This window comes from Variovorax glucosi (assembly GCF_051216695.1).
GTDB lineage: Bacteria > Pseudomonadota > Gammaproteobacteria > Burkholderiales > Burkholderiaceae_C > Variovorax.
Map to the genome: position 1 here is coordinate 279,051 of NZ_JBPJZE010000004.1, position 24,810 is coordinate 303,860.

Genomic DNA, 24,810 nt, shown 5'->3' on the forward strand with positions numbered 1-24,810 from the left:
ATGAAAAACTACCCCGTCTCCGTAAGCCCTGCCGATGCCGACACCATCATGTCGGTCTGGGTCACAGGCAAGGTGCTCGCCGACCCGCAGGCGAACGGCGTCGGAAACCTGAGTGCGGTGTCGATCTATTTCGATCCGGGTCAGGGCCACGCGCGTCACAACCATTCCGAATCCGAGCAGCTGATCTTCATGATCGCGGGCGAAGCGGAAATGACGATCGAGTTCGAGGAAGGCCGGCCGCAGAAGAAAACGATTCGGGGCGGCGACATGGTGTCGATCCCCAAAGGTGCCTATCACTCCACATTCAATCTCGGATGGGAGCCGGTGCGAATCCTGGCTGTCTATTCGCCGCCGGGACCTGAATCGGCGATGCGCAATTCTCCGGATTTCACCGTGTTGCCGGCGGGAGAGGTGCCGGTACGCCGCGGGATCGCTGCGCCCTAGCGTCCTGGGAACGGTCGGCGCGCGACGGGTCAGTCCGCTTCGATCGCCCGAGGCCGCCCGCTGTCGTCGATCGCCACATAGGTGAACGTGGCCTGCGTCACCTTGACGTACGCACCCTGCGCCCGCATGCGTTCGGCGAAAACTTCGACCAGCACGGTGACCGAAGTGCGCCCGATGCGAACCGTCTTCGAATAGAACGACAGGATGTCGCCGACCCGCACCGGCTGCTTGAAGATGAACTCGTTCACAGCCACCGTCGCCATGCGGCCGCGTGCGTGGCGGGCCGGAATCACCGAGCCGGCGAGGTCGCATTGGGCCATGACCCAGCCGCCGAAGATGTCGCCGTTGGCATTGCAGTCGGCCGGCATCGGGATGACCTTGAGCACCAGCTCCATATCGAGCGGCAGGGTTTGGGAATCGGAAGACATGGGCACAATCCAGAGCAAATAACAACCACGATTGTCCCTCTCATGCGCCACCGCGGCGAATCGTCTACTTCCGTGGCGCCAGCCGCCGCGGCGCACGCAACCGGCTCCGGCGCGGTTCCCGAACCCGCCCGCAACGACCGCTCCGACTGGGCCACGCTGCGCCGCCTGCTCCCGTACCTCTGGCCGTACAAATGGCGTGTGGCGGCGGCACTGGCTTTCATGATCGGCGCCAAGGTCGCCAACGTCGGCGTGCCGGTGTTGCTGAAGAACCTGGTCGACACCATGACGCCGAAGCCAGACATGGCGACCGCGCTGCTGGTGGTGCCGATCGGGCTTCTGGCCGCTTACGGTCTGCTGCGGTTCTCGACATCGCTGTTCGGCGAACTGCGCGAGTTGGTCTTCGCGAAGGCGACCGAAGGCGCGTCGCGCACCATCTCATTGCAGGTGTTTCGCCACCTGCATGCGCTGAGCCTGCGCTTCCATCTCGAGCGCCAGACCGGCGGCATGACGCGCGACATCGAACGCGGCACGCGCGGCGTGCATTCGCTGATCTCGATGTCGCTCTACAGCATCGTGCCGACCATCATCGAGCTGGTGCTGGTGCTGACTATCCTCGGCGTGAAATTCGACTCGCTCTTCGTCTGGATCACCGGCGCCGCACTGCTGTTGTACATCGGCTTCACGGTGACGGTGACCGAATGGCGCACGCAATTCCGGAAGACCATGAACGAGCTCGATTCGGTGGCGCAGAGCCGCGCGGTCGATTCGCTGCTGAACTACGAAACGGTCAAGTACTTCAACAACGAGAACTTCGAGGCCGGCCGCTACGACGCCAGCCTCGACCGCTATCGCAAGGCTGCCATCAAGAGCCAGCGCACGCTGAGCATGCTCAACACCGGCCAGCAGATGCTGATCGCGATCAGCCTGGTGCTGATGCTGTGGCGCGCGACGTCCGGCGTGGTCGAGGGGCGCATGACGCTGGGCGATCTGGTGATGGTCAACGCCTTCATGATCCAGCTCTACATACCGCTGAATTTTCTCGGTGTGATCTACCGCGAGATCAAGCAGAGCCTGACCGACCTCGACAAGATGTTCGTGCTGATGGAAAAAGACCGAGAAATCCAGGACGCCCCCGGCGCCGCGCCACTCGTGTTGACCCCAGGCGAAGCGACGGTGCACTTCGAAAACGTCAGCTTCGCCTACGAGCCCAGCCGCCCTATCCTCAAGAACGTCAGCTTCGAAATCCCGGCTGGCAAGACCGTCGCGGTCGTTGGCCCGTCCGGCTCCGGCAAGTCGACGCTGGCGCGGCTGCTCTACCGCTTCTACGACATCCAGGACGGCCGCATCGTCATTGGCGGCCAGGACATCCGCAGCGTGACGCAGGCCAGCGTGCGGGCGGCGATCGGCATCGTGCCGCAGGACACGGTGCTCTTCAACGACACGGTCGAATACAACATCGCTTACGGCCGGCCCGGCGCATCGCATGAGGAAGTCGTGGCCGCCGCGCAGGCTGCGCGAATCCACGAATTCATCGCCGCCACGCCGAAGGGTTACCAGACGCCGGTCGGCGAGCGCGGGCTGAAGTTGTCGGGCGGCGAGAAGCAGCGTGTGGCCATCGCGCGCACCTTGCTGAAGAACCCGCCGATCGTGATATTCGACGAGGCGACGTCGGCGCTGGACTCGGCCAACGAACGTGCGATCCAGTCCGAACTGCAGCGCACGGCGCAGAACAAGACCACGCTGGTGATCGCGCATCGGCTCTCGACCGTGGTCGACGCGCACGAGATCCTGGTGCTCGAAAGCGGCGTCATCGTCGAGCGCGGAACGCATGCCGAACTGCTTGCGATGCAGGCGCGCTATGCGCAGATGTGGACGATGCAGAAAATAGAGGCATCGCCGGCACTTTGACCGGCAGTCCGACAATCCAGTCCGATACGCTCCCAGGAAATCATTCATGTCCGGCAAGATTCCGCTCCTCGTGCTGCACAAACTGTCCGAGGCGCATCTCGCGCTCGTCGCCGAGAATTTCGACATCACCTACGCGCCCACGCCGGCGCAGCGCGCCGAAGCTGTCGCCGCGCAGGGCGCGCAGTTTCGCGCCGTGCTTACCATCGGTTCGACCGGCCTGACGGCGGCGGAGATCGATGCCATGCCGGTCGTCGAACTTGTATGCGCGGTGGGCGCCGGCTACGAGAACATTGCCTATGACGCGGCCAAGGCGCGCGGCATCGTGATCGCGAACGGTTCCGGCACCAACGACGACTGCGTGGCCGACCATGCATTCGGCCTGCTGATCGCCGCCGTGCGAGGCATCGTGAAGCTCGACCGGCTGTGCCGCGATGGCGTCTGGCGCGACAGCCTGTCGATGCCGCCGAACGTGTCGGGCAAGCGGCTCGGCATCCTCGGGCTGGGCACGATCGGCCAGAAGATCGCCCGTCGAGCGGCCGGCTTCGACATGGAAGTCGGCTATCACAACCGCAAGCCGCGCGACGGCGTGACGCTCGGCTATTTCGAGAGCCTGCAGGCGCTGGCCGAATGGGCGGATTTCCTGGTCGTCGCAACGCCTGGCGGCGCGGGCACGAAGCACCTGGTCGATGCCGCGGTGATCGATGCGCTCGGGCCGCGCGGCGTGCTGGTCAACATCGCGCGCGGCAGCGTCGTCGACACCTCGGCGCTTGCTGCTGCGTTGACCGAAGGGCGGCTGGCTGCCGCCGGTCTCGACGTGTACGAAAGCGAGCCGCTACCGCCCGAACTGCTCGTCGGCCTCGACAACGTCGTGCTGACGCCGCATGTCGCCGGCTGGTCTCCGGAGGCGGTGCATGCATCGGTGATGCGCTTCATCGCGAATGCGGACGGGCACTTCGCCGGACGCGGTGCGGTGTCGCCGGTCTGACGCCGCGGTTCGCTATGGAAACCAAGTGGCTCGAAGACTTCGTCAGTCTTGCGGAAACCCGCAGTTTCAGCCGGTCGGCGCAGTTGCGGCACGTGACGCAGCCGGCTTTCTCGCGCCGCATCCAGGCGCTCGAAGGCTGGGCCGGCACCGATCTGGTTGACCGCAGTTCGTATCCGACGCGTCTGACCGCCGCCGGCCAGACGCTCTACGGCCAGGCGATCGAGATGCTGCAGGGGTTGCAGAGCACGCGCGCGATGCTGCGCGGCCATTCGACGACGTCGCACGACGTGATCGAGTTCGCCGTGCCGCACACGCTGGCGTTCACATTCTTCCCGGCATGGGCGACGAAGTTGCGCGAGCATTTCGGCCCGCTAAAGAGCCGGCTGATTGCCCTCAACGTGCATGACGCCGTGCTTCGGCTGGTCGAGGGAAGCTGCGACCTGCTGATCGCCTATCACCACCCGTCGCAGCCGCTGCAGCTAGACACCAACCGCTACGAGATGGTGCGTCTGGGCAGCGAGGTCGTGGCGCCTTGGGTCAAGCCGGATTCCGATGGCGCTCCCCGCTACCGTCTGCCTGGTCGGCCGGGTCAGCCGCTGCCGTACCTGGGCTATGCGCCGGGGGCGTACCTGAGCGGCGTCGTCGACCAGCTCATCAAGGATTCGAGAGTCGCGATACACCTCGACCGAATCTACGAAACCGACATGTCGGAGGGGCTCAAGGCGATGGCGCTCGAAGGTCACGGCATCGCGTTCCTGCCGCAAAACGCTGTGCGCAAGGATGTGAAGGCGCGACGGCTGGTGAGCGCACTGCCGCCGGAAATCGACAGCCTCGAAGCGACCATGGAAATCCGTGCTTATCGGGAGCGGCCATTGCCGCCATCGACGAAAACACCTGCCAGGCCACCGGGAAGTCGGCGCGGTGACGAGCGCATCGCACCGCCAGTCGAGCGGGTGGTGGACGCGCTTTGGGATTACCTTGTCGAAACCCAGCCGCCGCCGCAATAAAACTATGACGATGGCGCATGCCTTGAACCGCATAAGGCATTGGCACGTGTGAATTTGTTTGCATAAAGTCCGCGCAGTTTCATGCGGGTGTCATACGAAGGCATTCAGGCACAAAGACTGCTAAGTAACCTGCGATAACGTGAATTCGATCCGGTGCACCAATCCTTTACAGGTCGGCGTACCGGGATCGAGGACATGGTGCGAAATGCACCAGGGTGGGGCGGGTTTTCCCGCAAGAGCCCATGTCTAGAATTCCGTTGTGTATCTCTCAACTCAGGAGTTTTCCTTATGAAGAAGCAAGTACTGGCGCTGGCCATCTCGGCATTGGCCGTCGGCGGCGCCTTCGCGCAGGCAAATGACACGCTGGCCAAGATCAAGGCCTCCGGCGTCATTACAGAAGGCGTGCGCGAGTCGTCGGGCCTGTCGTATACCTTGGGCAACGGTCAATACACCGGCTTTCACTACGACGTCTGCGCGAACATCATCAAGGACCTCGAAAAGACCCTTGGCAAGAAGCTCGAGACCAAGTACCAGCCGGTGACGTCGCAGAACCGCGTGCCGCTCGTCCAGAACGGCACGGTCGATCTGGAATGCGGCTCTACCACCAACAACGCCACGCGCGCAAAGGACGTGTCCTTCGCCGTCACGACCTATGTCGAGGAAGTGCGCATCGCGGTCAAGGCCAACTCCGGCATCACCGGCATCAAGGACCTCGCCGGCAAGACCATTGCCACGACGACCGGCACCACCTCGGTGCAGACGCTGCGCAAGAACGAACGCGCTACCGGCCTGGACTTCAAGGAGCTGTACGGCAAGGACCACTCGGACAGCTTCCTGCTGCTCGAATCCGGCCGCGCAGATGCCTTCGTGATGGACGGCTCGATCCTGGCTTCGAACATCGCCAAGTCCAAGGCACCTGCCGACTACAAGCTGGTCGGCGAAGTGCTGAGCGTTGAACCTATCGCCATCATGATCCGCAAGGACGATCCGGCCTTCAAGAAGGCCGTCGACGACAGCATCAAGGCACAGATCAAGAATGGCGATCTGGCCAAGCTGTGGGACAAGTGGTTCATCCAGGCCATCCCGCCAGCCAACGTGAAGATCGGCCTGCCGCTCTCCGACGCAACCAAGGCCGCTTGGGCCACGCCGAACGACAAGCCGATGGAAGACTACGCGAAGAAATAATTCTCGCGGGGCCGCCATGAAGCAAACGCCCGCCCCATCCGGCGGGCGTTTGTTTTCCGGCAGCGAATAAAAACAAATCGACGATACGAAGGAGAGCCCGATGGGATCGAATTGGGATTGGCAGGTCTTCTTGCAAGACCCGGGCGGGAAATACCCGACCTACTGGGAATGGATGCTGTCGGCCTGGGGCTGGACCGTGTCCGTGTCGTTGCTGGCGCTGATCGTGGCCCTCGTGCTCGGATCGCTCGTCGGCATCATCCGCACGTTGCCCGACAGCCCGTGGCTGACTCGGCTCGGCAACGCGTGGGTCGAGCTGTTTCGCAACATCCCGCTGCTGGTCCAGATCTTTCTCTGGTACCACGTCATCCCGGCGCTGATCCCGATCATGAAGGACGTGCCCAGCTTCGTGCTGGTGGTGCTCGCCTTGGGCTTCTTCACCTCCGCACGGATCGCCGAGCAGGTGCGCTCGGGCATCCAGGCGCTTCCGAAGGGCCAGCGCTATGCGGGCATGGCCGTGGGTTTCACCACGTTCCAGTATTACCGTTACGTCATCCTGCCGATGGCGTACCGCATCATCATTCCGCCGCTCACGAGCGAGACGATGAACATCTTCAAGAATTCGTCGGTGGCCTTCGCCGTTTCGGTGTCGGAACTCACGATGTTCTTCATCCAGTCGAGCGAAGAGACCTCGCGGCCCATCGAGATGTTCCTCGGCGTAACGGCGCTGTATGTGGTCTCGGCCTTCACAATCAACCGGATCATGGCTTTTATCGAGAAGCGCACGCGTGTGCCGGGCTTCATCGTTTCAGCCTCCGGCGGCGGAGGTCACTGACATGTCCAATCTCGACTTTTCGTTCTACAGCTGGGACGTCGTCAGCAAGTTCGTCCTGAACGGCCTGTACTTCAGCGTGATCCTGACCGTCGTCGCCACTATCGGCGGCGTACTTTTCGGTACCGTGCTGGCGCTCATGCGCCTGTCCGGCAAGAAGTGGCTGGACGCACCTGCCGCCATCTACGTCAACGGTATGCGCAGCATTCCGCTCGTGATGGTGATCCTGGGCTTCTTCCTGCTCGTGCCGTTCTTCATCGGACGGCCCATCGGGGCGGAGTTGTCCGCCGTGATCACCTTCATCGCCTTCGAGGCGGCGTATTTCAGCGAAATCATGCGTGCCGGCATCCAGTCGATCCCTCGCGGGCAGGTGAATGCCGGCCAGGCGGTCGGCATGACCTACGGCCAGAACATGAAGCTGGTCGTGCTGCCGCAGGCTTTCCGCAACATGCTGCCGGTGCTGCTCACGCAGACCATCATCCTGTTCCAGGACACCTCGCTGGTCTATGCCATCGGCGCCTACGACCTGCTCAAGGGCATCGAGACCGCCGGCAAGAACTATGGACGCCCGATCGAGGCGTACCTGCTGGCCGCGGTCGTCTATTTCGTCATGTGCTACGCGCTGTCCTACATGGTCAAGCGCCTGCACAAGAAGATCGCCATCATTCGCTGACCGGAGAGAAACATGTCCGAAAAAATGATCGAAATCAAAAACGTTTCCAAGTGGTATGGCCCGGTCCAGGTGCTCAACGAATGCTCCGTCAGCATCTCGAAGGGCGACGTGGTCGTGGTCTGCGGGCCGTCGGGTTCCGGCAAGTCCACGCTCATCAAGACCGTGAACGCGCTCGAACCCTTCCAGAAGGGCGAGATCACCGTGAACGGCATCGCCCTGCACGATCCGAAGACCAACCTGCCGAAGCTGCGCTCCAAGGTCGGCATGGTGTTCCAGCACTTCGAGCTGTTCCCGCACCTCTCGGTGACCGAGAACCTGACGATCGCGCAGATCAAGGTGCTCGGCCGCAGCGCCGCCGAGGCCAAGACCCGCGGCCTGAAGATGCTCGACCGCGTGGGCCTGATGGCGCACAAGGACAAGTTTCCGGGTCAGCTTTCAGGCGGCCAGCAGCAGCGCGTGGCCATCGCCCGTGCGCTGTCGATGGACCCGATCGTGATGCTGTTCGACGAGCCGACTTCGGCGCTCGACCCCGAGATGGTCGGCGAAGTGCTCGACGTGATGGTCACGCTGGCGAAGGAAGGCATGACGATGATGGTCGTGACGCACGAAATGGCCTTCGCCCGCAAGGTCGCGAGCCGCGTGATCTTCATCGACGTGGGCGGCCGCATTCTCGAAGACTGCCAGAAAGACGAGTTCTTCAGCCATCCCGAGAACCGCCAGCCGCGGACCAAGGAATTCCTGAACAAGATCCTGCAGCACTGATCGCGCTTATCGCGCTTATCACGCTTATCACGCTTATCACGTGCTTCAGGCGCGCCGGAACGGACTTTCTCGTTTTCCTTTGACGGGCGCGGATCTGAACCGTGCCTGATCGAAGCCGATGCGCTGGTTCAGGAGTTCCTCGCCGTCAATGCGCTCGGCCAGGCTTTCGATGTCGCGCGCCGAAACCCCGATCTGCGCGAAGTGTTCTTTCCATGTGTTCACCACGGCGATCACAGCGACGACTTCCGCAGCAGCCTCCGCGGGCGTCATTCCGAACGCATCGCACTGCGACATTGCGTTGTCGAGCGTCGAATCCCGGCCGTCTGCACCGCAGATGAATTCCTGAAATCCCTGTCCTGAATTCGTCGGCAGTACGTCGTATGCCGGCGACAGCTTGAGTCGGCCGTTGCCGAGCGGATTGACGACCAGCAGGGCGTGATTCTTTTCGTGGTCGTCGGTGTTGTCGATCAGGACGTTGAAAACCATGCGACGAAACAACTCGCGCGCGTCCCGCTGGTTGATGTCGTCCTGGGTGATCCCGATCCGACGAAGAATTCGCGCCAGTTCCGGGTAACCCATCTCGGGCTCGCCACCGGATGCGGTGGCCGCACGAATTGCAGTGCCGGCAGAGATGCTGTGGATACGCCGGCCCTGTTCGCGATCGAATCGGCGAATCGCGATCGCATGCGTACCGACGAGGCGGACGATTTGCGTCGTGGCCACCGTGATGCCTGCACGCGCGGCCAGCGTCATCGTCGCGTGCTCGATGAGCGGCGTATCGACGGGCTCGTTGTTGAAGAACTTGATGACCCACTGCTCGCCGCCGATATCGATGAGCGCCTTGGGCTTCGCGCCGCCGAGCGGACTGCCGCCGCCCGCAATGATCTTCGCCTCCTGCACGGTGATGGGTTCCGACGCTTCGATCTTGGCAGCCACTTCGCTGAGCTGCTGCGCATCTTCGAGGTGAGGCAGCGGCCCTGTAGCTTGCGGACTGTAGGCGTCCGCCGATGTCGAAACACCGAGCGCGCCGAATCGATCGTCGCCGGCGTAGTACAGGTACTCCATCAGGGAAAGGCGCTTGGGCTTGACCACGAAACGAATGACTTTTTCGCCCCAGCGATCCGGTCGCGCGTCGTCGATTGCACCGACTGCGCGCTGCATGTCGGCAGTCAGACGCCCCGGTGGCAGGAACTCGGTGTCGACGAGCGGAAGGTCTTCGCTGAGTGCGAAGCCGTTGGTCAGCCAATCCTCGCTGTAGTGAAGCGAGATCCCCTTGCCTGAGGAAACCAGCTGCAGTGCGCCGACGTAGCGCGGTGTTTTCGGATCGGCCAGATACCAGAGGAAAAGGTCGTCGAAGCGCATCTCAGTCTTCCGCCCGGTTCGAGCCGATCCGGGCTTCCGCAGAGGCTCGGGCGCGCGCGCGACCTAGTTCGACTGCCTCGCGGACGTTCATTTCGATGGCCCCCTGATCGTGCTCAGGTGCGGCGAGGTCGCCTATTTCACCGTCGCGCTGGATGAGCCAAAGCGCCGTTGCGACGATGCCGATGCCGACACCCGGGTCGCCCGCTTCGAGCCGCTGCAATGTCGGCACCGAGACGCCCATGCGCTTCGCCCATGACTTCAGCGATTCCTTGCGGCGCAAGCGGGCGACAGCCAGGTCGGCACCGAGCTTTCCTATAGCGGCAGCAGTCGCTGGTGGAAGTTGCATAAGGGCGCGAGCGGTTTTCGGCATACACATAGATTACAACGGAAATATCATTCTCGTATACATCTATATGTATTTCAATGAAATCGGAATGTTCAGCGCCGTCGTGTTGACCGTTCCGAAACCGCAGGCGGCAATGCCAGCTGATCCTCGAAATGGCTCCATAGCGCATCGCGTCTCTGCAATGCGCTCGACACCTCGTCTCGGCGCAGCTGTGCCACCGCCGACACCAGTGCATTGCACAGGAAAAACGCCGCCGTGTACGAGCGAAACGGCGATGCATTGCCGGTATGCACCTGCACCCATGCGTCCGCCAACGCGGCCAGCGGCGCGGCAGGACCGTCGACGATCGCCAGAACCTGCGCGCCTGCATCCCTGAAGCGCTGGGCGATGCGTACAGGCTCCGACGCATAGCGCCGGATGCTGAAAGCCAGCAGCACGTCGTCCGGGCCGATCCACAGCAGCGCATCGGCAGCGGCCGCTGCGCCGGCGCCGAGTTGCTGAACCTGCGGCCGGCACATGTTGAGGTGCAGAGCCAGCCAGCTTGCGACGGGTGCGCTGTTGAGCTGCGCGAAGACGAAGACGCGACCCTCGGGCCGCGCGAGCCGGGTGGCCATCGCTTCGAAAGCGGCGGCGTCGAGGCCGTCGCGGGTTGCGGCGAGATTGCGCTGGTCGTGGGCCAGCGTGTCGTCCACGCATTCGCGCAGGCTTCGCTGCGTGCCGAGCGCTGCCGGCGCACGCTGACCGGCGGTCTGCAGCAGCGAGGCGACCTCGTCGCGCGCTTCCTTTTGCGCTTGCGCGTAGCTCTCGTAGCCGAGCTTGGCGAACAGCCGCACCACGGTGGATGCGCTTGTGCCCGTGCGCACAGCGAGCGCGGTCGCGGAGTCGAGCAAGGCATGAGGCCAACCCTCTACCAGCGTCTGCGCGAGCCCGCGCTCGCTTCCGGTGAGGGCGCTGCCGTGGCGCGCAAGACGCTGAGGTAACAGGCTGGATTGCAACGGATCAGTCATTTTTATTGTTGTTTATGCAATGTGTATTGCAAGCGCGGTGCAAGAGTGGGAGACTTCATCCATGCAGAATACCCCCGAAATCGCTCCCGGCGCAGTGCGCGCCGCCGTGCTGGCCTGGCTGGCCGATCAGCGTCAGTCGATGCAAACGCTGTTGCAGGAAATCGTGGACATCGACAGCGGAAGCCGTCAGGTCGAGGGCATCGAAGCCGTCGCAGGCGTGCTGCGTCGTCATCTGGAAGCTGCCGGTATCGCGGTGGATTTCCATCCTGTCGATGGTTACGGCCAGATGTTGCAAGGACAGGTGCCCGGCGGCGGCGGCGGTCCGGCGGTGTTTCTGATGGGCCACATGGACACGGTCTATCCGGCCGGCACCGTGGCGCGCAGGCCGTTCCGCATCGAGGGCGATCGCGCTTTCGGACCGGGCGTTGCGGACATGAAATCGGGTCTGGTGCTGAACGTGTTCGTGGCCGAAGCGCTGGCACGCACCGGTGCTGCGGCCGGACTGCGCGCACCGCTGCGGCTGCTGTTCTCCTGCGACGAGGAGATCGGCTCGCCCGCCACACGCGAACGCATCATGGAAGTCACTCGTGGCGCCCGCGCCGTGTTCAATGCCGAGCCCGGTCGTTCGAACGGCAATGTCGTGACCAGTCGCAAGGGCTCGATGGTGGTGGAGTTCGAGGTCGACGGCGTCGCCGCCCACGCGGGCATCAATCCCGCCGCCGGTGCCAGCGCCATCGATGCGCTGGCCCGCAAGATCCTGGCGCTGCATGCGCTGAACGATCCAGCCACCGGCCTGACGGTCAACGTCGGCGTGATCGGCGGCGGCATCGTGCCGAACATGGTCGCGCCGCTGGCCCGCGCCGAGGTCGACATCCGCTACACGGCAGCGCTCGATCCCGACGAATTGCTGGCGCGCGTGCGCGCCGTCATCGAGGCGGAAGACCTGCCGCGCACCGCCGGTCGCGTGACCGCCGCGCGCCGCACGCTGCCGATGCGCGAGACGCCCGCACCGCTGCTGGCGCTGTATCGCCGCAGCGCGCAGGCGGTCGGCTTCGACGTGCAGGGCGAGTTCACCGGCGGCGCAGCCGACAGCGGCCTCACCGCATCGGTCGGCGTGCCGACGCTGTGTGCCACCGGTCCGGTCGGCGGCCATCCGCACACCGACCGCGAGTACTGCGAGCTCGACACCTTCGTGCCGCGGGCCCAGGCATTGGCTTTGGCACTGCTCGACCTGGAATAAGTCGAACGTCGCCACGCATCCGTTTTTTCAATCGAGCCTTCAGCCTTCAAACCACCATGTCCTCTTCTTCGATCCTTCCCCGCAAGATCCATCGCCGCAGCCTTCTGGGCGCCGGTCTGTCGCTCGGCGCCGGCATGCTGGCCGCACCGCTCGGCGTTCACGCGCAAGACAAGTTCCCGTCGCGCCCGATCACGCTGATAGTGCCGTTCCCGGCAGGCGGCTCGGTCGATCTGATGGCACGCACGTACTCGGAGCCGATGTCGCGCATCCTGGGCGTGCCGGTCATCATCGACAACCGTCCGGGTGCTGGCGGCTCGGTCGCCTCGCAACTGGTGGCGCGCGCCAAGCCGGATGGCTACACGCTGGTCGTTTCGTCGCAGAGCAGCCATCTGGCCAACCCGCTGACGCAGCCCAAGCTCGGCTACGACCCGATCAAGGACTTCGAGAACATCACGATCCTCGGCCGCCAGCCGAACGTGCTGGTGGTGCATTCGAGCCTGCCGATCAAGACCTTCAAGGAGTTTGTCGAGTACGCGAAGAAGAACCCCGGCAAGCTCAACTACGGCAGCGGCGGTGTCGGCAGCATGGGCCAGCTGAATGTCGAGATGCTCAAGGCCGCGACCGGCATCTTCACCACGCACATCCCGTACCGTGGTGGCTCGCCGCTGATCACGGCCGTGGTGGGCAACGAGGTGCAGTTCATCCTCGACAACCTGCTCATCATGCTGCCGCACATCCAGTCCGGAAAGATGCGTGCGCTGGCGGTAACCGCCGACAAGCGCATGCCGCAACTGCCGGATGTGCCGACCTTCGCCGAAGTTGGCTACCCGCAGCTCAACATCACCTCGTGGACCGGCCTTGCCGCACCCGTCGGTACCCCCGAGCCGGTGGTCCGCGCGATCTACAACGCCGTGCGCGAAGCGGCAGTGACGCCGGCCATGATCGCTGCGCTGAACGACCGCGGCGTGATTCCACCGGAAGAGCTGCCGCCGGTCGCTTTCGAGAAGATGATGTCCGACCGGCTCGCGAGCTACGGAGAAGTGGTGCGCCGCGCCGGGATCAAGGCTGAATAAGACGGAGAAGGGTGGAGAGAAGCGGGGAAAGGCGGCCACGGGCACGGTTTCTGCTGCGGTTGAGTCATGAACTCCACCGTGCTTTCCCCTGCCTCAGCCCAGCTCTCCATCGATCCGGATCGCCTCTGGGCCTCGCTGATGGAACTCGCCGCCATCGGCGCGACAGAGAAGGGCGGCGTCTGCCGTCTGGCCCTGACCGACCTCGACCGCCAGGGCCGCGAACTCTTCGTGCGCTGGACTGAAGAAGCCGGCTGCACGGTACGCGTCGACGCCATCGGCAACATCTTCGCGAGCCGTCCCTGCACCGACGCGAGCCTGCCGGCCATCGCGACCGGCAGCCACATCGACACCCAGCCCACCGGCGGCAAGTTCGACGGCAACTACGGCGTGCTCGCCGGTCTCGAAGTGCTGCGCACGCTGAATGATGCCGGCATCCGCACCGTCGCGCCGCTCGAAGTCTGCGTCTGGACGAATGAAGAAGGCTCGCGTTTCGTGCCGGTGATGATGGGCTCCGGCGTGTATGCCGGTGCCTTCACACTCGACCATGCGCTTGCCGCCGTCGACCGCGACGGCATCTCGGTCGCGCATGCGTTGCAGGAGACCGGATTCGCGGGCGCTGAGCCAGCGTCCATCGCGGCCGGCGCGCCACCGTTCGGCGCCTATTTCGAGGCGCACATCGAACAGGGCCCGGTGCTGGAAGATGCCGACATTCCGCTCGGCGTCGTCACCGGCGCGCTCGGCCAGCGCTGGTACGACGTCGTCGTCACCGGGCAGGAAGCGCACGCCGGCCCGACGCCGATGGCGCTGCGCCGCGACGCGCTGCAGGCGGCAACGACGCTGATGCAGGAAGTGCAGATCATCGCGATGGAGGAGCAGCCGAACGGTCGCGGCACCGTCGGCTACGTGCAGGTGCATCCGAATTCACGCAACGTGATTCCGGGCCGCGTCACCTTCACGGTGGATTTGCGTCACGGCGACGATGCCGGCCTCGACCGCATGGATGCGCGCATTCGCGCTGCATGTGCTGCGCTGCAGGCGAAGGGCGGCGTGAGCGTGACGATCGAGCAGACCGTCTACTTCCCGCCGGCCATCTTCGCGGAGGAGTTGGTCCGTGCCGTGCGCGAAGGCGCCGAGCGTGCGGGGCTGCCGCACCAGGACATCGTCAGCGGCGCCGGCCACGATGCCGTCTACGTCGCCCGCGTCGCGCCGGCCGCGATGATCTTCGTTCCCTGCAAGGACGGCATCTCGCACAACGAGATAGAGGACGCGAAGCCGGCGCATCTGGCTGCGGGTTGCAACGTGCTGCTGCACGCGATGCTGGACCGGGCCGGAATCGCTGCGTGAGCGCAGAAGCTTCGTACCTGCGGCGGCTGACGGCTTCTCCGCTCACGCCGGAAACCTTCGCGCCCTACGGCACCGTCGCGGGTCGGGCGAGTGCCGTCGACGGCACGGGCCGGCGCATCAATGCCGGTACGACCGAGCGATTCGACCTGCTCGACGATCTGCGACTCGGCACACAGGGCGGCCGCGCCACGCTGGCGATGTTCCGTGCGCAGGCGCGCCGGTTCCCGCACGAGGTCGTCGAGGTGGAGCGGCATGTGCTGGGCAGCCAGACCTTCGTGCCGCTCGGCACACAGCGCTTCGTGATCGTCGTCGCGCCGGCCGGTGCAGCGCCGACGGCGCAATCGCTGGCGGCTTTCGTCACCGATGGCCGCCAGGGCATCGTGCTGGCGCCCGGCACATGGCATCACGCGTTGCTGGCCGTGGACGGCGGCGATTTCGTGGTGGTGGAACGAGTGGGCGAATGCGTCGACTGCGATATTGCGAGCCTGTCCGAGCACGTCTCAGTCGCCATGCCGGACTGAGGGCCGGGCGTCCGTCAGTTCAGGAGGCGTTCCGCCATCGCCACCAGCGACCGGTCTGATCCTGACGGCCCGAGCAGCGAAATCCCCAGCGGCGCGCCTTCGCGCTGCGCCATCGGTATCGACAGCTGCGGAAATCCCGCAAGCCCTGCCGCGCACAGCATGCGGACCGACTTGTTGCGGTAGTCCTCCAGCGTGCTCTCGGCGGCCGAGCGCAGCGGAGCGATGTCCGGCATCGTCGGCATCAGCAGCACGCCGTCGTCGCCGAGCAGTTCGGCGAGTTGCTTTCGGAAGCGCTCGCGGAATGCGCGGGCGGTCGAGACCTGTTCATCCGTCACTTCGCGCGACCACGCAAAGCGTTCCGCCACGCCGGGGCCGAGCGGCGGCGCGTAGCGCTCTATCAGCGGACCGTCGGTGAGCCAGGCTTCTCGCGACTGGATATAGCGGAAGTTCCAATACATCGCATCCCACGAGTCCAGCGCGATCTGCGCGACAGGTGTCGCATCGCCGAACACCGACTGCACGCGCGCCGCTGTCGGCTGCAATGCTTCGGTGACCGGCGCATCGAGCATGGCCCAGATGTCCTGCGGCCAGAGCAGGCGAACCTTGTCTGGCAGCGGATGGGCGTCGTTGCCGAGCAGCACATCCGCCACGCGGGCAAACGTGCCGATGTCGCGCGCGAACCAGCCGCAGGTGTCGAGGCTCGGCGAGAGGTCGAGCACGCCGTCGAGGCTGATGCGTCCGTGCGTCGGGCGCAGGCCGAAGAGGCCGCAGTGGTTGGCCGGCGCGCGCACCGAGCCGCCGGTGTCGCTGCCGAGCGCGAAGTCGCACTGGCCCGAGGACACCGCCGATGCGGAGCCTGACGACGAACCGCCGGTGATGCGGTCCTTCGCAGCGCCGTTGATCGGCGCGCCGAAGTGCGCGTTGTTGCCGTTCATCGAGAACGCGAGTTCGTCGGTCACGGTCTTGCCGGAGAAGCGCGCGCCGGCATCGAGCAGTTGCTGCACGGCAGGCGCAGTACGGGTCTTGATGCCGGACATCGCCAGCACGATCGGGCTGCCGCCGCCGGTCGGATAGCCGGCGACGTCGAACAGGTCCTTCACGCCGAAGCGCAGGCCGGCGAGCGGGCCGGTCGAGGCGCAGGTTACGTGCACGTCGGGATATGGAACGAAGGCGTGGGACGGGTCGTCGAGCGGCATGGTGTGAAGCGTGTGGGTTCAGGCGACGAGAACCGGCGCAATGGCCGCGGCCGCATCGGTGCGGATGCAGCGCACGCGATGCGCCGGCGCGAGTTCGATGGCCGGTGGTTGCGCTGCGCGGCAGGCGTCGGTCGCGAGCACGCAACGTTCGGCGAATGCGCAGCCCGGCGGCAGGGCCGACAGGTCGGGCGGTGCGCCGCCGATGGTTTCCAGCCGCGTACCGCGCGCCATCGCGCCGTGCGCCCGGCTCTTGAGCAGGGCGATGGTGTACGGATGGCGCGGCGAGCGGATCAGCTCGCGCGCGGTGCCTTCCTCGACGATGCGGCCCGCATACATCACGGCGATGCGGTCGGCCACTTCGACCGCCGCGCCGATGTCGTGCGTGACGAACACCACCGACAGCCCGAGATCGCGCTGCAGTTCGCGCAGCAGCAGCAGGATCTGGATCTGCACGGTGGCGTCGAGCGCGGTGGTCGGCTCGTCGGCCAGCAGCAATTGCGGACGGCAGGCGAGGGCCAGCGCGATCATGGCGCGCTGGCGCATGCCGCCGGACATCTCGTGCGGATAGGCCTGCAGCCGACGTTCGGGACTCGGAATGCGCACGCGCTCGAACAGTTCGAGCGCGCGCTTCTGCGCTTCTGCGGCCGACACCTTCTCATGGCGACGAATCGACTCGACGATCTGCGCGCCGACCGAATACACCGGGTCCAGCGCCAGCAGCGGCTCCTGAAAAATCATCGACGCGACCTTGCCGCGAAAGTCCGACAGTTCGCCCTGCGACATCGCCAGCACATCGCGCCCCGCCACACGCACCTGGCCGCCCATGCGCGTGCGGCGCTCGGGATGCAGGCGAAGCATGGTGCGCATCGTCACGCTCTTGCCGGAGCCCGATTCGCCGATCAGCGCTACGACCTCGCCGCGCTGCACGTCGAGGCTCACGCCGCTGACCGCGTGGACCGGCTTGCGGCCGCCGGTGAAGGTGACGCTGAGGTCGCGCAGGGAGACCATCGGTTCGGATGGATTCATCGTTGTCATGTCAGGCCGCTTCCCTCAGAGCGATGGCATTCGGATGCCCGCTCCCCGCCTCGTACATCAGGCAGCTCACCGCCTGCTTCGCGCCAGCCACCACGCGTGCCGGCACGCGCTGGCTGCATACCGGCGCGGCCATCGCGCAGCGCGGATGGAATCGGCAGCCCGACGGCGGATCGATCGGGTTCGGCGGGTCGCCCGCCAGTGCGGCGACTTCGGTGCGGTTGTCCGGGTCCATCGACGGCATCGACGACAGCAGCGCGCGCGTGTACGGATGCGCGGGGTCGTCGTACAGCGCGTCAGAAGGGCCGATCTCCGCGACCTGGCCTAGGTACATCACCATCACGCGGTCGCTCATGTAGCGCACCACGTTCAGGTCGTGGCTGATGAAAACGTAGGTCAGGCCGAACTCGCTTTTCAGGTCGAGCAGCAGGTTGATGACCTGCGCCTCGACCGACTTGTCCAGCGCCGACACCGCCTCGTCGAGGATCACCATGCGCGGCTGCAGCGCGAGCGCACGCGCGATGTTGACGCGCTGCCGCTGGCCGCCGGAAAGCTCATGCGGGTAGCGCTCCGCGAACCGCTGCGGCGCGAGACCGACGCGCGCCAGCAGGTCGCGTGCGCGGGCCACCGATTCCTTCTTCGGCACGCCGTGCACCTGCGGCCCGAACGCCACCGAATCCTCGATGGTCAGACGCGGGTTGAGCGAGGCGTAGCTGTCCTGGAACACCATCTGCACCTGGCGCCGGAATTCCTTCAGCGGCAACTCACGCCCGCCGACCAGCCGGCCGTCAAACACGACTTCGCCGGCCGTTGGCTCGATCAGCTGCATCAGCAGCCGCGCCGTCGTCGACTTGCCGCAGCCCGATTCGCCGACCACGCCGAGCGTCTCGCCCTTCATCACCTCGAAGTCGACGCCGTCGACCGCGCGCACCACGCCGCCGCCGCGACCGAACGGGTCTTTCTTGAGCGGGAAGTGCTTCTGCAGTCCGCGGATGGTGAGCAACGGTTGCGCCGGGCCGCCGATGTCTTCGTGCAGGCTCATGGCGCTCATGCCTTGTTGTCCATCGCCGAACGCAGGCCGTCCGACAGCAGGTTGAAGGTGATCGAGGTGATGAAGATCATCAGCCCCGGCAGCGCCGCGACCCACGGCTGCACGTAGATGGCGGTGCGCAACGTGTTGAGCATCAGGCCCCACTCCGGCTCCGGCGGCTTCACGCCGAGACCGAGAAACGAAAGGCCCGATGCCAGGATCATTGACACCGCGATCAGGCTCGTCGCGTAGACGAAGATCGGCCCGAGCACGTTCCCCAGCACATGCACCCGCACGATGGTGAAGGCGTTCGCGCCCGACGCGCGTGCCGCTTCAACGTAGTCGCGCCCGCGCACCTGCGTGGTCACGCTCTCGGCCACCCGCGCGATCTGCGGAATGAAGACGATGGTCAGCGAGATCAGCGAATTGAAGATGCCCGCGCCCAGCACGCCCGAGAGCGCGATGGCCAGCAGGACCGACGGGAACGCATAGAACACGTCGATGGTCCGCATGATCAGCGTGTTGACGATGCCGCCCGCATAACCGGCCACGATGCCGATCACCGAACCCAGCATGAACGCGCAGACCACCGGCGTGATGCCGATGAAAAGCGACAGCCGCGCGCCGACGATCAGGCGCGACAGCATGTCGCGGCCCAGCTCGTCGCTGCCCAGCGGCAGGCCTTCGGTGCCGATCGGTTTCAGGCGTTTGAGCATCGACGACTGGTACGGATCGGACGGTGCGAGCCACGGCCCGAAGACGGCGATGCAGATCAGCAGCAGCACGACGAGCGCCGCGCCCATCGCGACCGGATCGCGCGTGAAGCGCAGCATTGCCGAGGTCCAGTAGCCGCGCGAACGCTGCGCGGGCAGCGGTGCGATGTCGGCTTGCGTTGCAGTGAGTGTGGACATTGGTTTCAGGCCCTCGCGATTCTTGGGTCGAGCAGCGTCTGCAGCACGTCGACCAGCAGGTTCAGCACCACGAAGAACATCGCCAGCACCAGGATCGTTCCCTGCAGCAGCGGCAGGTCGCGCTGGAAGATCGCGGAGTTCAGCAGGAAGCCGGTGCCGGGCCAGGAGAACACGGTCTCGATCAGGATCGAACCGCCCAGTAGATAGCCGAGTTGCAGACCCATCACGGCGAGCGCGGTCGGCGCTGCGTTTTTCACCATGTGGCGGAACACGCCGAAGTGCGTCAGCCCCTTGGCGCGCAGGCCGACGATGAATTCCTGGTCGAGGATGTCGGCCACCAGCGCCCGCACCGTGCGCGCGATGATGCCCATCGGTATGACGGACATCGTGATCGCGGGCAGCACCAGGAATTGCAGATGTTCCCAGTCCCACTTCCAGTCGCTCGACCCGCCCGGCCCGGCGCCGGTGGCGGGCAGCCACATCAGCTGCGAGCTGAACACGATGACCATCACCATCCCGAGCCAGTAATGCGGCACGCTCACGCCGAGCACCGACAGCATCGATGCCGAACGATCGAGCCAGGAGTTGCGGAAGTAGCCCGCCACGAAGCCGAAGAGGCAGCCCAGCACGAAGCCGATGAAGGTCGCGACCACAGCGAGACGCAGCGTGTTGCCGACGGCCGTCATCACCTCGCTTGCCACCGGCCGGTTGCTGGCGATCGACACGCCCAGGTCGCCGTGCAGCGCGCGCCAGACCCACATCGCGAACTGCTCCGGCAATGAGCGGTTGAAGCCGTACAGCTCGCGCAATTGCGCCTGAAGTTCTGCCGACGCGTCGGGCGGCAGGATCGACACCAGCGGGTCGCCTGGCGCGAGATGCACCAGCAGGAAGCACACGAGCGCCACGCCGATCATGATCGGCAGCGCGTAGATCACGCGGCGGAAGAGGTAGGCGAACATGGGCTGGCTTGCGGCTTGCCTTGTCCTCGGTCAGTCCATGGTCATCGTCGCGATATCGATGAACCAGCTCTTGGGCTGCACCACGTTCTTCACCTTCGCCGACATCGCACGCGGACCCACGTCGTGCGCGATCCACACGAACGGTGCGTCATCGACGATGTGCTCGTGCAGCTTGGCCAGTGCCGCATCGCGCTGCTTGTCGTCGAAGCTGGTGCGCGCATCGGCGACCAGCTTGTCGACTTCGGCATTGCCGTAGTAGCCCCAGTTGTTCGACACCGGCGGGAACGCCTTGGTGCTGACGAAGCGGACCATCGCGAAGAACGGGTCCATCGCCGCGAAGCTCACGTTGGTGGCGTTCGCGCCGTTGGCCGACGGATCTTTCGCGCCCTTGCGCCAGTTGGTGAACAGCGTGTTCCATTCGATGACGTCGAACTGCACGTCGAAGAAGCATTGCTTCAACGACTGCTGCGCGAATTCGTTCATCGGCAGCGGCTGCATCTGGCCGGAGCCCGAAGCCGAAATCTGCACCTTCACCTTGATCGGCTTGGCCGCCGAATAGCCGGCCTGCGTCATCAGCGCCTGCGCGGCCTTCACGTCGTACTTGATGTCGAAGGTCGGCTTGCCGAACCACGGATGGCCGGGCGGCACGGTGCCCTTGGGTTCGGCCATCATGCCGCCGAGCAGCTGCTTCATGCCGCCGCGGTCGATGCAGAGATTGGCCGCCTGGCGCACGCGCTTGTCGAGCCACGGCGAGCCTTCGACGAAGGACAGTTGCCACGGCCACACATGTGGCTGCGCGTTCGAATAGATCTTGAAGCCGCGCTGCGTGATCTGCGGCATCGCATCGGGTGCAGGCGCCTCGATCCAGTCGACCTGACCGCCGAGCAGCGCGGCGGTGCGCGCGTTGGCCTCGGGCATCGGCAGCATCACGACCTTGTCGATCTTCGGCGTGCGCTTGGCGTCCCAGTAGGTCTTGTTGGCTGCGAGTTCGAGGCGCTCGCGCGGCACGAAGCGCGTCACCTTGAACGGACCGGAGCCGGACGGATCGGAAGCGAAGGCTGTCCAGGCGGCCTTCGACTTGTCGGCCGGCGTCGCGCCCGCGACGGCGTCGAACTTCTTCTGCCACTGCGCCGGCGAAGCCATGAACAGATTGGTCAGGTTGATCGGCAGAAACGCATCTGGCTCGCTCGTGGTCAGCTCGACCGTCATGTCGTCGATCTTCCGGGCGCTGCGCAGCGTGGGCATGCGCGAGGCCGTCACGCCGACCTGGCTGGCGTCGAATTGCGGCGCTTCCTTGTCTAGCACCTTGTTGACGTTCCAGACCACGGCGTCGGCATTCAGGGCCGAGCCGTCATGGAACTTCACGCCGGGGCGCAGCTTGAAGACCCACTTGGTCTTTTCCTTGGCGTCGACCGCCCACGAGGTCGAAAGGCCGGGAATCAGCACGCTCGGTGCATCGGCTTTCGACAGGTCCCACTGCGTGAGCGAGTCGTAGATCGGGATGCCGGTGAAGCGGTTGCCTTCGAAACCCTGGTCGGGCTGGCCCAGCGTGCGCGGGATGTCGGCGGCGGTCATCGCGATGCGCAGCGTCTTTTCCTGTGCCGAGGCGGTGCCGCAGGCGAGGGCAGCGGCAGCGGTGACTGCGGCGATGGCCCCGGTCCAGATCTGGCGGTTGGGGCGGGGCGACGAAATCGAATTCATGGGGCAGCCTCGAAGGGAGATGGTTGGCGAAGTCTGAAAGCGCAATGCTTCGTCAAGCAAATGCTGTGCCAATCCTCCCGTTCTTGAAGATCGTCAATAGCTACCGGTGAATCGATTATCGATATTTTTTCAATGCGAAAGAGCGCTTGAAATTGCGCGTGCGCACTCGATCACCATTGGCGCCAGCTTCTTCTGCGCCGACTCGATCGACCATCGGCTGGTCGGCGGCGAGACATGCACCGAACCGAACGCGCGGCCCGAGCGATCGACGATGGCTGCGGCGATGCCCATGTCGCCGAGGAACAGTTCCTCGGCATTGGTGGCGTAGCCGAGCTTGCGGCAGGCGGCGATGCGCACCAGGATGGCGTTCACGCTGGTCAGCGTGGCGGGCGTGCGCGCCGCGCGGTCGGACTCCTGCAGGATGCGCCGCGCCTCGGCGACCGGCAGCGAGCTGAGCCAGGCGCGTCCCGAACTGGTGCAGTACATCGGAATGCGCATGCCGACCGGCGTGGATACCGGGATGAACTGGTTCGTCACGCGTTGGGCGACGTAGAGCATGTCGCGCTCGACCGGCTCGGTGAGGCTGGCCGTTTCGCCGCTGGCATTCGCAAGCTGCGACAGGTATGGGTTGGCGATCTGCACGACTGGGTGGTTCGAGACATAGTTGAAGCCGATGTCCATCACCTTGGGCCGCAGCTGGAAGCGCCGCGTCTGCGCATGCTTGCCGACATAGCCGAGCACCTGCAGCGTATGCACCGTGCGCTGCGCCGACGCCTTGGTCATCTGCGTGCGCTCGGCGACCTCGGCGAGCGTCATCGAGCGATGTGCGCCGTCGAAGGCGCTCAGCACGGCGAGCCCTTTCTCGAGCGACTGGTTGAACAGCGGATCGGGTTCCGACGCTGCGATTGTCTCGGGCTTCTTGCTCGCCATCTGTTTTGTATGTGTTGGGGAAGAATCGAGACGCGATTCTATTTTCGACCTCTTTCGACCTCTTTCGACTTGCTGAACCCGATGGGACAATTGCCGCCATGACCCTGAACACCCTCACGATCACTCGCCCCGACGACTGGCATCTGCATGTGCGCGACGGCGCCGCGCTCGAAGCGGTCGTGCCGCATTCGGCGCGCCAGGTCGGCCGCGCGCTGATCATGCCGAACCTGCGCCCGCCGGTGACCACCGCGCAGCAGGCGCTCGACTACCGCCAGCGCATCCTCGCGGCCGTGCCGCCGGGCCTCGCTTTCGATCCGGTGATGTCGCTCTATCTCACCGACAAGCTGCCACCCGAAGAAATCGCCCGCGCCGCCGAAGCCGGCGTGCGCGCGCTCAAGCTGTACCCGGCCGGCGCAACCACCAACAGCGATGCCGGCGTCACCGATCTTCGCAACACCTACAAGACGCTTGAAGCCATGCAGAAGCACGGCCTGCTGTTCCTGGTGCACGGCGAAGTTACCGACCCGGCCGTCGACCTGTTCGACCGCGAAGCTGTCTTCATCGACCGCGTGCTGATCCCCCTGCGCCGCGACTTCCCGGAACTCAAGATCGTCTTCGAGCACCTGACGACCAAAGAGGGCGCCGAGTACGTGCGCGATGCCGACCGCTTCACCGCAGCCACCGTCACCGCGCACCATCTGCTCTACAACCGCAACGCCATCTTCACCGGCGGCATCCGCCCGCATTACTACTGCCTGCCAGTGCTCAAGCGCGAGACGCACCGCGTTGCGCTGGTCGACGCCGTCACCAGCGGCAGCGACCGCTTCTTCTTCGGCACCGACAGCGCGCCGCATGCCGCTCATCTCAAAGAACATGCCTTCGGTTGCGCCGGCTGCTACACCGCCATGACCGCCATCGAGCTGTATGCCGAAGCATTCGACAACGCCGGCGCGCTCGACAAGCTCGAAGGCTTCGCCAGCTTCCACGGCGCCGATTTCTACGGCCTGCCGCGCAACACCGACACCGTCACGCTGAAGCGCGAAACCTGGACCGTGCCGGAAACCGTGCCGTACGGCGAAGCGACGCTGAAGCCGTTGCGCGGCGGCGAGACGCTGAACTGGAAACTGGTTTGATGAGCGGTGGAAAGGGGGCGACCACCACTGCAAGAAACATGGCGGTGTTCATCGATGCAGACAATCTCAACGATGCGACTGCCCTCGACCACGTACTAACTTCGCTCCGCTCCCAAGCCGATCGCGTCATCTACCGTCGCGCATACGGCCGCCCCGAAAGCCTGAAAGGTATCCATGCCGTTCTATGGAAGCACGGCGTTCGACCGGTTGCCAACCTGATAGTGGACAAGACAACCACTGACAGCGCATTGGTGATCGATGCTGTCGAGGCCGTCTGTACGAACGACATCGACACCGTCGCGATCTGCTCGGGCGATGCCGACTTCGTGCCGCTTGCGATATGGCTGCGCGAGAAGGGCTGTCGAGTCGTTTGCTACAGCCTGGCAAACAAATTGTTTGCCAATCCAGACAGTTTCTACGACGACGTTGTGGTTCTAGAAGTGATTGAACCGTCGAGCTCGATCGAGCAAGAAAAACAAGTGCCGATGGTTGCGCAGATCGCCGTGCCATCGCAAACGGCAATTGACGTGATTGCAGGTGAATCTGGCACTTCTGGGAAGGCCATCCCCGTGGTGAAGGCAACTGTCGTCGCTGGCCCGTCGGTGACGCAGATCCTCGCTATCCTGCCGGAACTGAAGACCAAGGTTCCGGTTCACTTGAGCCTCGCAGCCAAGAAGCTCCGCGATGCCGGCGCTCTTTCCAAAACCGGCAGCTCCGTACTGTTGTTCCGCCGACACCCGGCGCAATTCGAGCTGACCCCCAAAGAGCAACCCAACTCCGTCAGATACCGCGGTTGAATCCGTG

The 24,810-nt window shown here is 64.9% G+C and carries 25 protein-coding genes; 14 read left to right on the forward strand and 11 right to left on the reverse strand.

Going from position 1 to position 24,810, the window contains the following annotated elements; genetic code table 11:
* Nucleotides 1-444 (forward strand): cupin domain-containing protein, encoded by a 444-nt coding sequence (locus ACSFA3_RS19720; RefSeq protein ID WP_435507186.1) that lies wholly within the window; start codon nt 1-3, stop codon nt 442-444.
* Nucleotides 445-473: 29 nt separating this feature from the next.
* Here the strand turns inward: ACSFA3_RS19720 and ACSFA3_RS19725 are convergent, their stop codons facing one another.
* On the reverse strand, nt 474-872 hold the full coding sequence (locus ACSFA3_RS19725) for an acyl-CoA thioesterase (protein WP_435507187.1): 399 nt from the start codon (nt 870-872) through the stop codon (nt 474-476).
* A gap of 42 nt (nt 873-914) precedes the next feature.
* On the opposite strand from ACSFA3_RS19725, the gene ACSFA3_RS19730 reads away from it, so the two are divergent.
* The 7 genes from ACSFA3_RS19730 (at nt 915) to ACSFA3_RS19760 (ending at nt 8,221) form a co-directional block, all read left to right on the forward strand.
* Nucleotides 915-2,780 carry an ABCB family ABC transporter ATP-binding protein/permease gene (locus tag ACSFA3_RS19730; RefSeq protein ID WP_435507188.1) on the forward strand — a complete coding sequence of 622 codons (1,866 nt, stop codon included), beginning with the start codon at nt 915-917 and terminating at the stop codon, nt 2,778-2,780.
* 46 nt (nt 2,781-2,826) lie between these two features.
* Nucleotides 2,827-3,765 carry a 2-hydroxyacid dehydrogenase gene (locus ACSFA3_RS19735; RefSeq protein WP_435507189.1) on the forward strand — a complete coding sequence of 313 codons (939 nt, stop codon included), beginning with the start codon at nt 2,827-2,829 and terminating at the stop codon, nt 3,763-3,765.
* A 14-nt stretch (nt 3,766-3,779) separates the two neighbouring features.
* Complete coding sequence (locus ACSFA3_RS19740; protein WP_435507190.1) at nt 3,780-4,772, forward strand: LysR substrate-binding domain-containing protein; 993 nt, start codon at nt 3,780-3,782, stop codon at nt 4,770-4,772.
* Between the two features lie 288 nt (nt 4,773-5,060).
* Nucleotides 5,061-5,957, forward strand: coding sequence for a transporter substrate-binding domain-containing protein (locus ACSFA3_RS19745; protein ID WP_435507191.1), 897 nt, complete (start codon nt 5,061-5,063; stop codon nt 5,955-5,957).
* Between the two features lie 100 nt (nt 5,958-6,057).
* Nucleotides 6,058-6,789, forward strand: a complete 732-nt coding sequence (locus ACSFA3_RS19750; protein ID WP_435507192.1) for an amino acid ABC transporter permease — start codon at nt 6,058-6,060, stop codon at nt 6,787-6,789.
* A 1-nt stretch (nt 6,790) separates the two neighbouring features.
* A complete protein-coding gene (locus tag ACSFA3_RS19755; RefSeq protein ID WP_435507193.1) occupies nt 6,791-7,459 on the forward strand; it encodes an amino acid ABC transporter permease in 669 nt (222 codons plus the stop codon).
* A gap of 24 nt (nt 7,460-7,483) precedes the next feature.
* A complete protein-coding gene (locus ACSFA3_RS19760) occupies nt 7,484-8,221 on the forward strand; it encodes an amino acid ABC transporter ATP-binding protein (protein WP_435507194.1) in 738 nt (245 codons plus the stop codon).
* A 45-nt stretch (nt 8,222-8,266) separates the two neighbouring features.
* Here ACSFA3_RS19760 and ACSFA3_RS19765 read toward each other — a convergent pair whose 3' ends face one another.
* The 3 genes from ACSFA3_RS19765 to ACSFA3_RS19775 all read right to left on the reverse strand — a co-directional run bounded on the left by ACSFA3_RS19765 (nt 8,267) and on the right by ACSFA3_RS19775 (nt 10,936).
* On the reverse strand, nt 8,267-9,583 hold the full coding sequence (locus ACSFA3_RS19765) for a type II toxin-antitoxin system HipA family toxin (RefSeq protein WP_435507195.1): 1,317 nt from the start codon (nt 9,581-9,583) through the stop codon (nt 8,267-8,269).
* A 1-nt stretch (nt 9,584) separates the two neighbouring features.
* The gene (locus ACSFA3_RS19770) at nt 9,585-9,929 is read right to left on the reverse strand and encodes an XRE family transcriptional regulator (RefSeq protein WP_435507196.1); all 345 of its coding nucleotides are present in this window, start codon (nt 9,927-9,929) and stop codon (nt 9,585-9,587) included.
* Nucleotides 9,930-10,021: 92 nt separating this feature from the next.
* Nucleotides 10,022-10,936, reverse strand: a complete 915-nt coding sequence (locus tag ACSFA3_RS19775) for a MurR/RpiR family transcriptional regulator (protein WP_435507197.1) — start codon at nt 10,934-10,936, stop codon at nt 10,022-10,024.
* Between the two features lie 61 nt (nt 10,937-10,997).
* Here ACSFA3_RS19775 and ACSFA3_RS19780 point away from each other — a divergent pair, with 61 nt between their 5' ends.
* The 4 genes from ACSFA3_RS19780 to ACSFA3_RS19795 all read left to right on the forward strand — a co-directional run bounded on the left by ACSFA3_RS19780 (nt 10,998) and on the right by ACSFA3_RS19795 (nt 15,114).
* Nucleotides 10,998-12,176, forward strand: coding sequence for a M20 family metallopeptidase (locus ACSFA3_RS19780; RefSeq protein ID WP_435507198.1), 1,179 nt, complete (start codon nt 10,998-11,000; stop codon nt 12,174-12,176).
* 56 nt (nt 12,177-12,232) lie between these two features.
* Nucleotides 12,233-13,249, forward strand: a complete 1,017-nt coding sequence (locus ACSFA3_RS19785) for a Bug family tripartite tricarboxylate transporter substrate binding protein (protein WP_435507199.1) — start codon at nt 12,233-12,235, stop codon at nt 13,247-13,249.
* A gap of 66 nt (nt 13,250-13,315) precedes the next feature.
* Nucleotides 13,316-14,593 carry a Zn-dependent hydrolase gene (locus ACSFA3_RS19790; RefSeq protein ID WP_435507200.1) on the forward strand — a complete coding sequence of 426 codons (1,278 nt, stop codon included), beginning with the start codon at nt 13,316-13,318 and terminating at the stop codon, nt 14,591-14,593.
* Nucleotides 14,590-15,114 carry an ureidoglycolate lyase gene (locus ACSFA3_RS19795; RefSeq protein WP_435507201.1) on the forward strand — a complete coding sequence of 175 codons (525 nt, stop codon included), beginning with the start codon at nt 14,590-14,592 and terminating at the stop codon, nt 15,112-15,114. The genes ACSFA3_RS19790 and ACSFA3_RS19795 overlap by 4 nt, the downstream gene beginning before the upstream one ends.
* Nucleotides 15,115-15,128: 14 nt before the next feature.
* Here the strand turns inward: ACSFA3_RS19795 and ACSFA3_RS19800 are convergent, their stop codons facing one another.
* The 7 genes from ACSFA3_RS19800 to ACSFA3_RS19830 form a co-directional block, all read right to left on the reverse strand.
* Nucleotides 15,129-16,310, reverse strand: coding sequence for an amidase (locus ACSFA3_RS19800; protein ID WP_435507202.1), 1,182 nt, complete (start codon nt 16,308-16,310; stop codon nt 15,129-15,131).
* Between the two features lie 18 nt (nt 16,311-16,328).
* Nucleotides 16,329-17,318, reverse strand: coding sequence for an ABC transporter ATP-binding protein (locus ACSFA3_RS19805; RefSeq protein ID WP_435507392.1), 990 nt, complete (start codon nt 17,316-17,318; stop codon nt 16,329-16,331).
* 28 nt (nt 17,319-17,346) lie between these two features.
* The gene (locus ACSFA3_RS19810; protein ID WP_435507393.1) at nt 17,347-18,384 is read right to left on the reverse strand and encodes an ABC transporter ATP-binding protein; all 1,038 of its coding nucleotides are present in this window, start codon (nt 18,382-18,384) and stop codon (nt 17,347-17,349) included.
* Nucleotides 18,385-18,389: 5 nt separating this feature from the next.
* The gene (locus ACSFA3_RS19815) at nt 18,390-19,283 is read right to left on the reverse strand and encodes an ABC transporter permease (RefSeq protein ID WP_435507203.1); all 894 of its coding nucleotides are present in this window, start codon (nt 19,281-19,283) and stop codon (nt 18,390-18,392) included.
* Nucleotides 19,284-19,288: 5 nt separating this feature from the next.
* The gene (locus tag ACSFA3_RS19820; protein WP_435507204.1) at nt 19,289-20,242 is read right to left on the reverse strand and encodes an ABC transporter permease; all 954 of its coding nucleotides are present in this window, start codon (nt 20,240-20,242) and stop codon (nt 19,289-19,291) included.
* 30 nt (nt 20,243-20,272) lie between these two features.
* Nucleotides 20,273-21,817, reverse strand: coding sequence for an ABC transporter substrate-binding protein (locus tag ACSFA3_RS19825; RefSeq protein ID WP_435507394.1), 1,545 nt, complete (start codon nt 21,815-21,817; stop codon nt 20,273-20,275).
* A 255-nt stretch (nt 21,818-22,072) separates the two neighbouring features.
* Nucleotides 22,073-22,873 (reverse strand): IclR family transcriptional regulator, encoded by an 801-nt coding sequence (locus ACSFA3_RS19830; protein WP_435507205.1) that lies wholly within the window; start codon nt 22,871-22,873, stop codon nt 22,073-22,075.
* A gap of 98 nt (nt 22,874-22,971) precedes the next feature.
* On the opposite strand from ACSFA3_RS19830, the gene pyrC reads away from it, so the two are divergent.
* Nucleotides 22,972-24,006: a dihydroorotase gene (pyrC, locus tag ACSFA3_RS19835; RefSeq protein ID WP_435507206.1), complete on the forward strand. Its 1,035-nt coding sequence runs from the start codon at nt 22,972-22,974 to the stop codon at nt 24,004-24,006.
* Nucleotides 24,007-24,044: 38 nt separating this feature from the next.
* Nucleotides 24,045-24,803: an NYN domain-containing protein gene (locus ACSFA3_RS19840; protein ID WP_435507207.1), complete on the forward strand. Its 759-nt coding sequence runs from the start codon at nt 24,045-24,047 to the stop codon at nt 24,801-24,803.
* Nucleotides 24,804-24,810: the final 7 nt, after the last annotated feature.

Bases quoted from the DNA above. Each gene is read 5' to 3' on its own strand.
- ACSFA3_RS19740 (WP_435507190.1), top strand. From the start codon at position 3,780: ATGGAAACCAAGTGGCTCGAAGACTTCGTCAGTCTTGCGGAAACCCGC.
- ACSFA3_RS19770 (WP_435507196.1), bottom strand. From the start codon at position 9,929: ATGCAACTTCCACCAGCGACTGCTGCCGCTATAGGAAAGCTCGGTGCC.
- ACSFA3_RS19745 (WP_435507191.1), top strand. From the start codon at position 5,061: ATGAAGAAGCAAGTACTGGCGCTGGCCATCTCGGCATTGGCCGTCGGC.
- ACSFA3_RS19755 (WP_435507193.1), top strand. From the start codon at position 6,791: ATGTCCAATCTCGACTTTTCGTTCTACAGCTGGGACGTCGTCAGCAAG.
- ACSFA3_RS19750 (WP_435507192.1), top strand. From the start codon at position 6,058: ATGGGATCGAATTGGGATTGGCAGGTCTTCTTGCAAGACCCGGGCGGG.
- ACSFA3_RS19760 (WP_435507194.1), top strand. From the start codon at position 7,484: ATGATCGAAATCAAAAACGTTTCCAAGTGGTATGGCCCGGTCCAGGTG.
- ACSFA3_RS19800 (WP_435507202.1), bottom strand. From the start codon at position 16,310: ATGCCGCTCGACGACCCGTCCCACGCCTTCGTTCCATATCCCGACGTG.
- ACSFA3_RS19830 (WP_435507205.1), bottom strand. From the start codon at position 22,873: ATGGCGAGCAAGAAGCCCGAGACAATCGCAGCGTCGGAACCCGATCCG.
- ACSFA3_RS19735 (WP_435507189.1), top strand. From the start codon at position 2,827: ATGTCCGGCAAGATTCCGCTCCTCGTGCTGCACAAACTGTCCGAGGCG.
- ACSFA3_RS19780 (WP_435507198.1), top strand. From the start codon at position 10,998: ATGCAGAATACCCCCGAAATCGCTCCCGGCGCAGTGCGCGCCGCCGTG.
- ACSFA3_RS19825 (WP_435507394.1), bottom strand. From the start codon at position 21,817: ATGACCGCCGCCGACATCCCGCGCACGCTGGGCCAGCCCGACCAGGGT.
- ACSFA3_RS19810 (WP_435507393.1), bottom strand. From the start codon at position 18,384: ATGAGCCTGCACGAAGACATCGGCGGCCCGGCGCAACCGTTGCTCACC.
- ACSFA3_RS19820 (WP_435507204.1), bottom strand. From the start codon at position 20,242: ATGTTCGCCTACCTCTTCCGCCGCGTGATCTACGCGCTGCCGATCATG.
- ACSFA3_RS19815 (WP_435507203.1), bottom strand. From the start codon at position 19,283: ATGTCCACACTCACTGCAACGCAAGCCGACATCGCACCGCTGCCCGCG.
- ACSFA3_RS19790 (WP_435507200.1), top strand. From the start codon at position 13,316: ATGAACTCCACCGTGCTTTCCCCTGCCTCAGCCCAGCTCTCCATCGAT.
- ACSFA3_RS19785 (WP_435507199.1), top strand. From the start codon at position 12,233: ATGTCCTCTTCTTCGATCCTTCCCCGCAAGATCCATCGCCGCAGCCTT.
- ACSFA3_RS19765 (WP_435507195.1), bottom strand. From the start codon at position 9,583: ATGCGCTTCGACGACCTTTTCCTCTGGTATCTGGCCGATCCGAAAACA.
- ACSFA3_RS19840 (WP_435507207.1), top strand. From the start codon at position 24,045: ATGGCGGTGTTCATCGATGCAGACAATCTCAACGATGCGACTGCCCTC.
- ACSFA3_RS19775 (WP_435507197.1), bottom strand. From the start codon at position 10,936: ATGACTGATCCGTTGCAATCCAGCCTGTTACCTCAGCGTCTTGCGCGC.
- ACSFA3_RS19725 (WP_435507187.1), bottom strand. From the start codon at position 872: ATGTCTTCCGATTCCCAAACCCTGCCGCTCGATATGGAGCTGGTGCTC.
- ACSFA3_RS19730 (WP_435507188.1), top strand. From the start codon at position 915: ATGCGCCACCGCGGCGAATCGTCTACTTCCGTGGCGCCAGCCGCCGCG.
- ACSFA3_RS19805 (WP_435507392.1), bottom strand. From the start codon at position 17,318: ATGGTCTCCCTGCGCGACCTCAGCGTCACCTTCACCGGCGGCCGCAAG.
- ACSFA3_RS19720 (WP_435507186.1), top strand. From the start codon at position 1: ATGAAAAACTACCCCGTCTCCGTAAGCCCTGCCGATGCCGACACCATC.
- pyrC (WP_435507206.1), top strand. From the start codon at position 22,972: ATGACCCTGAACACCCTCACGATCACTCGCCCCGACGACTGGCATCTG.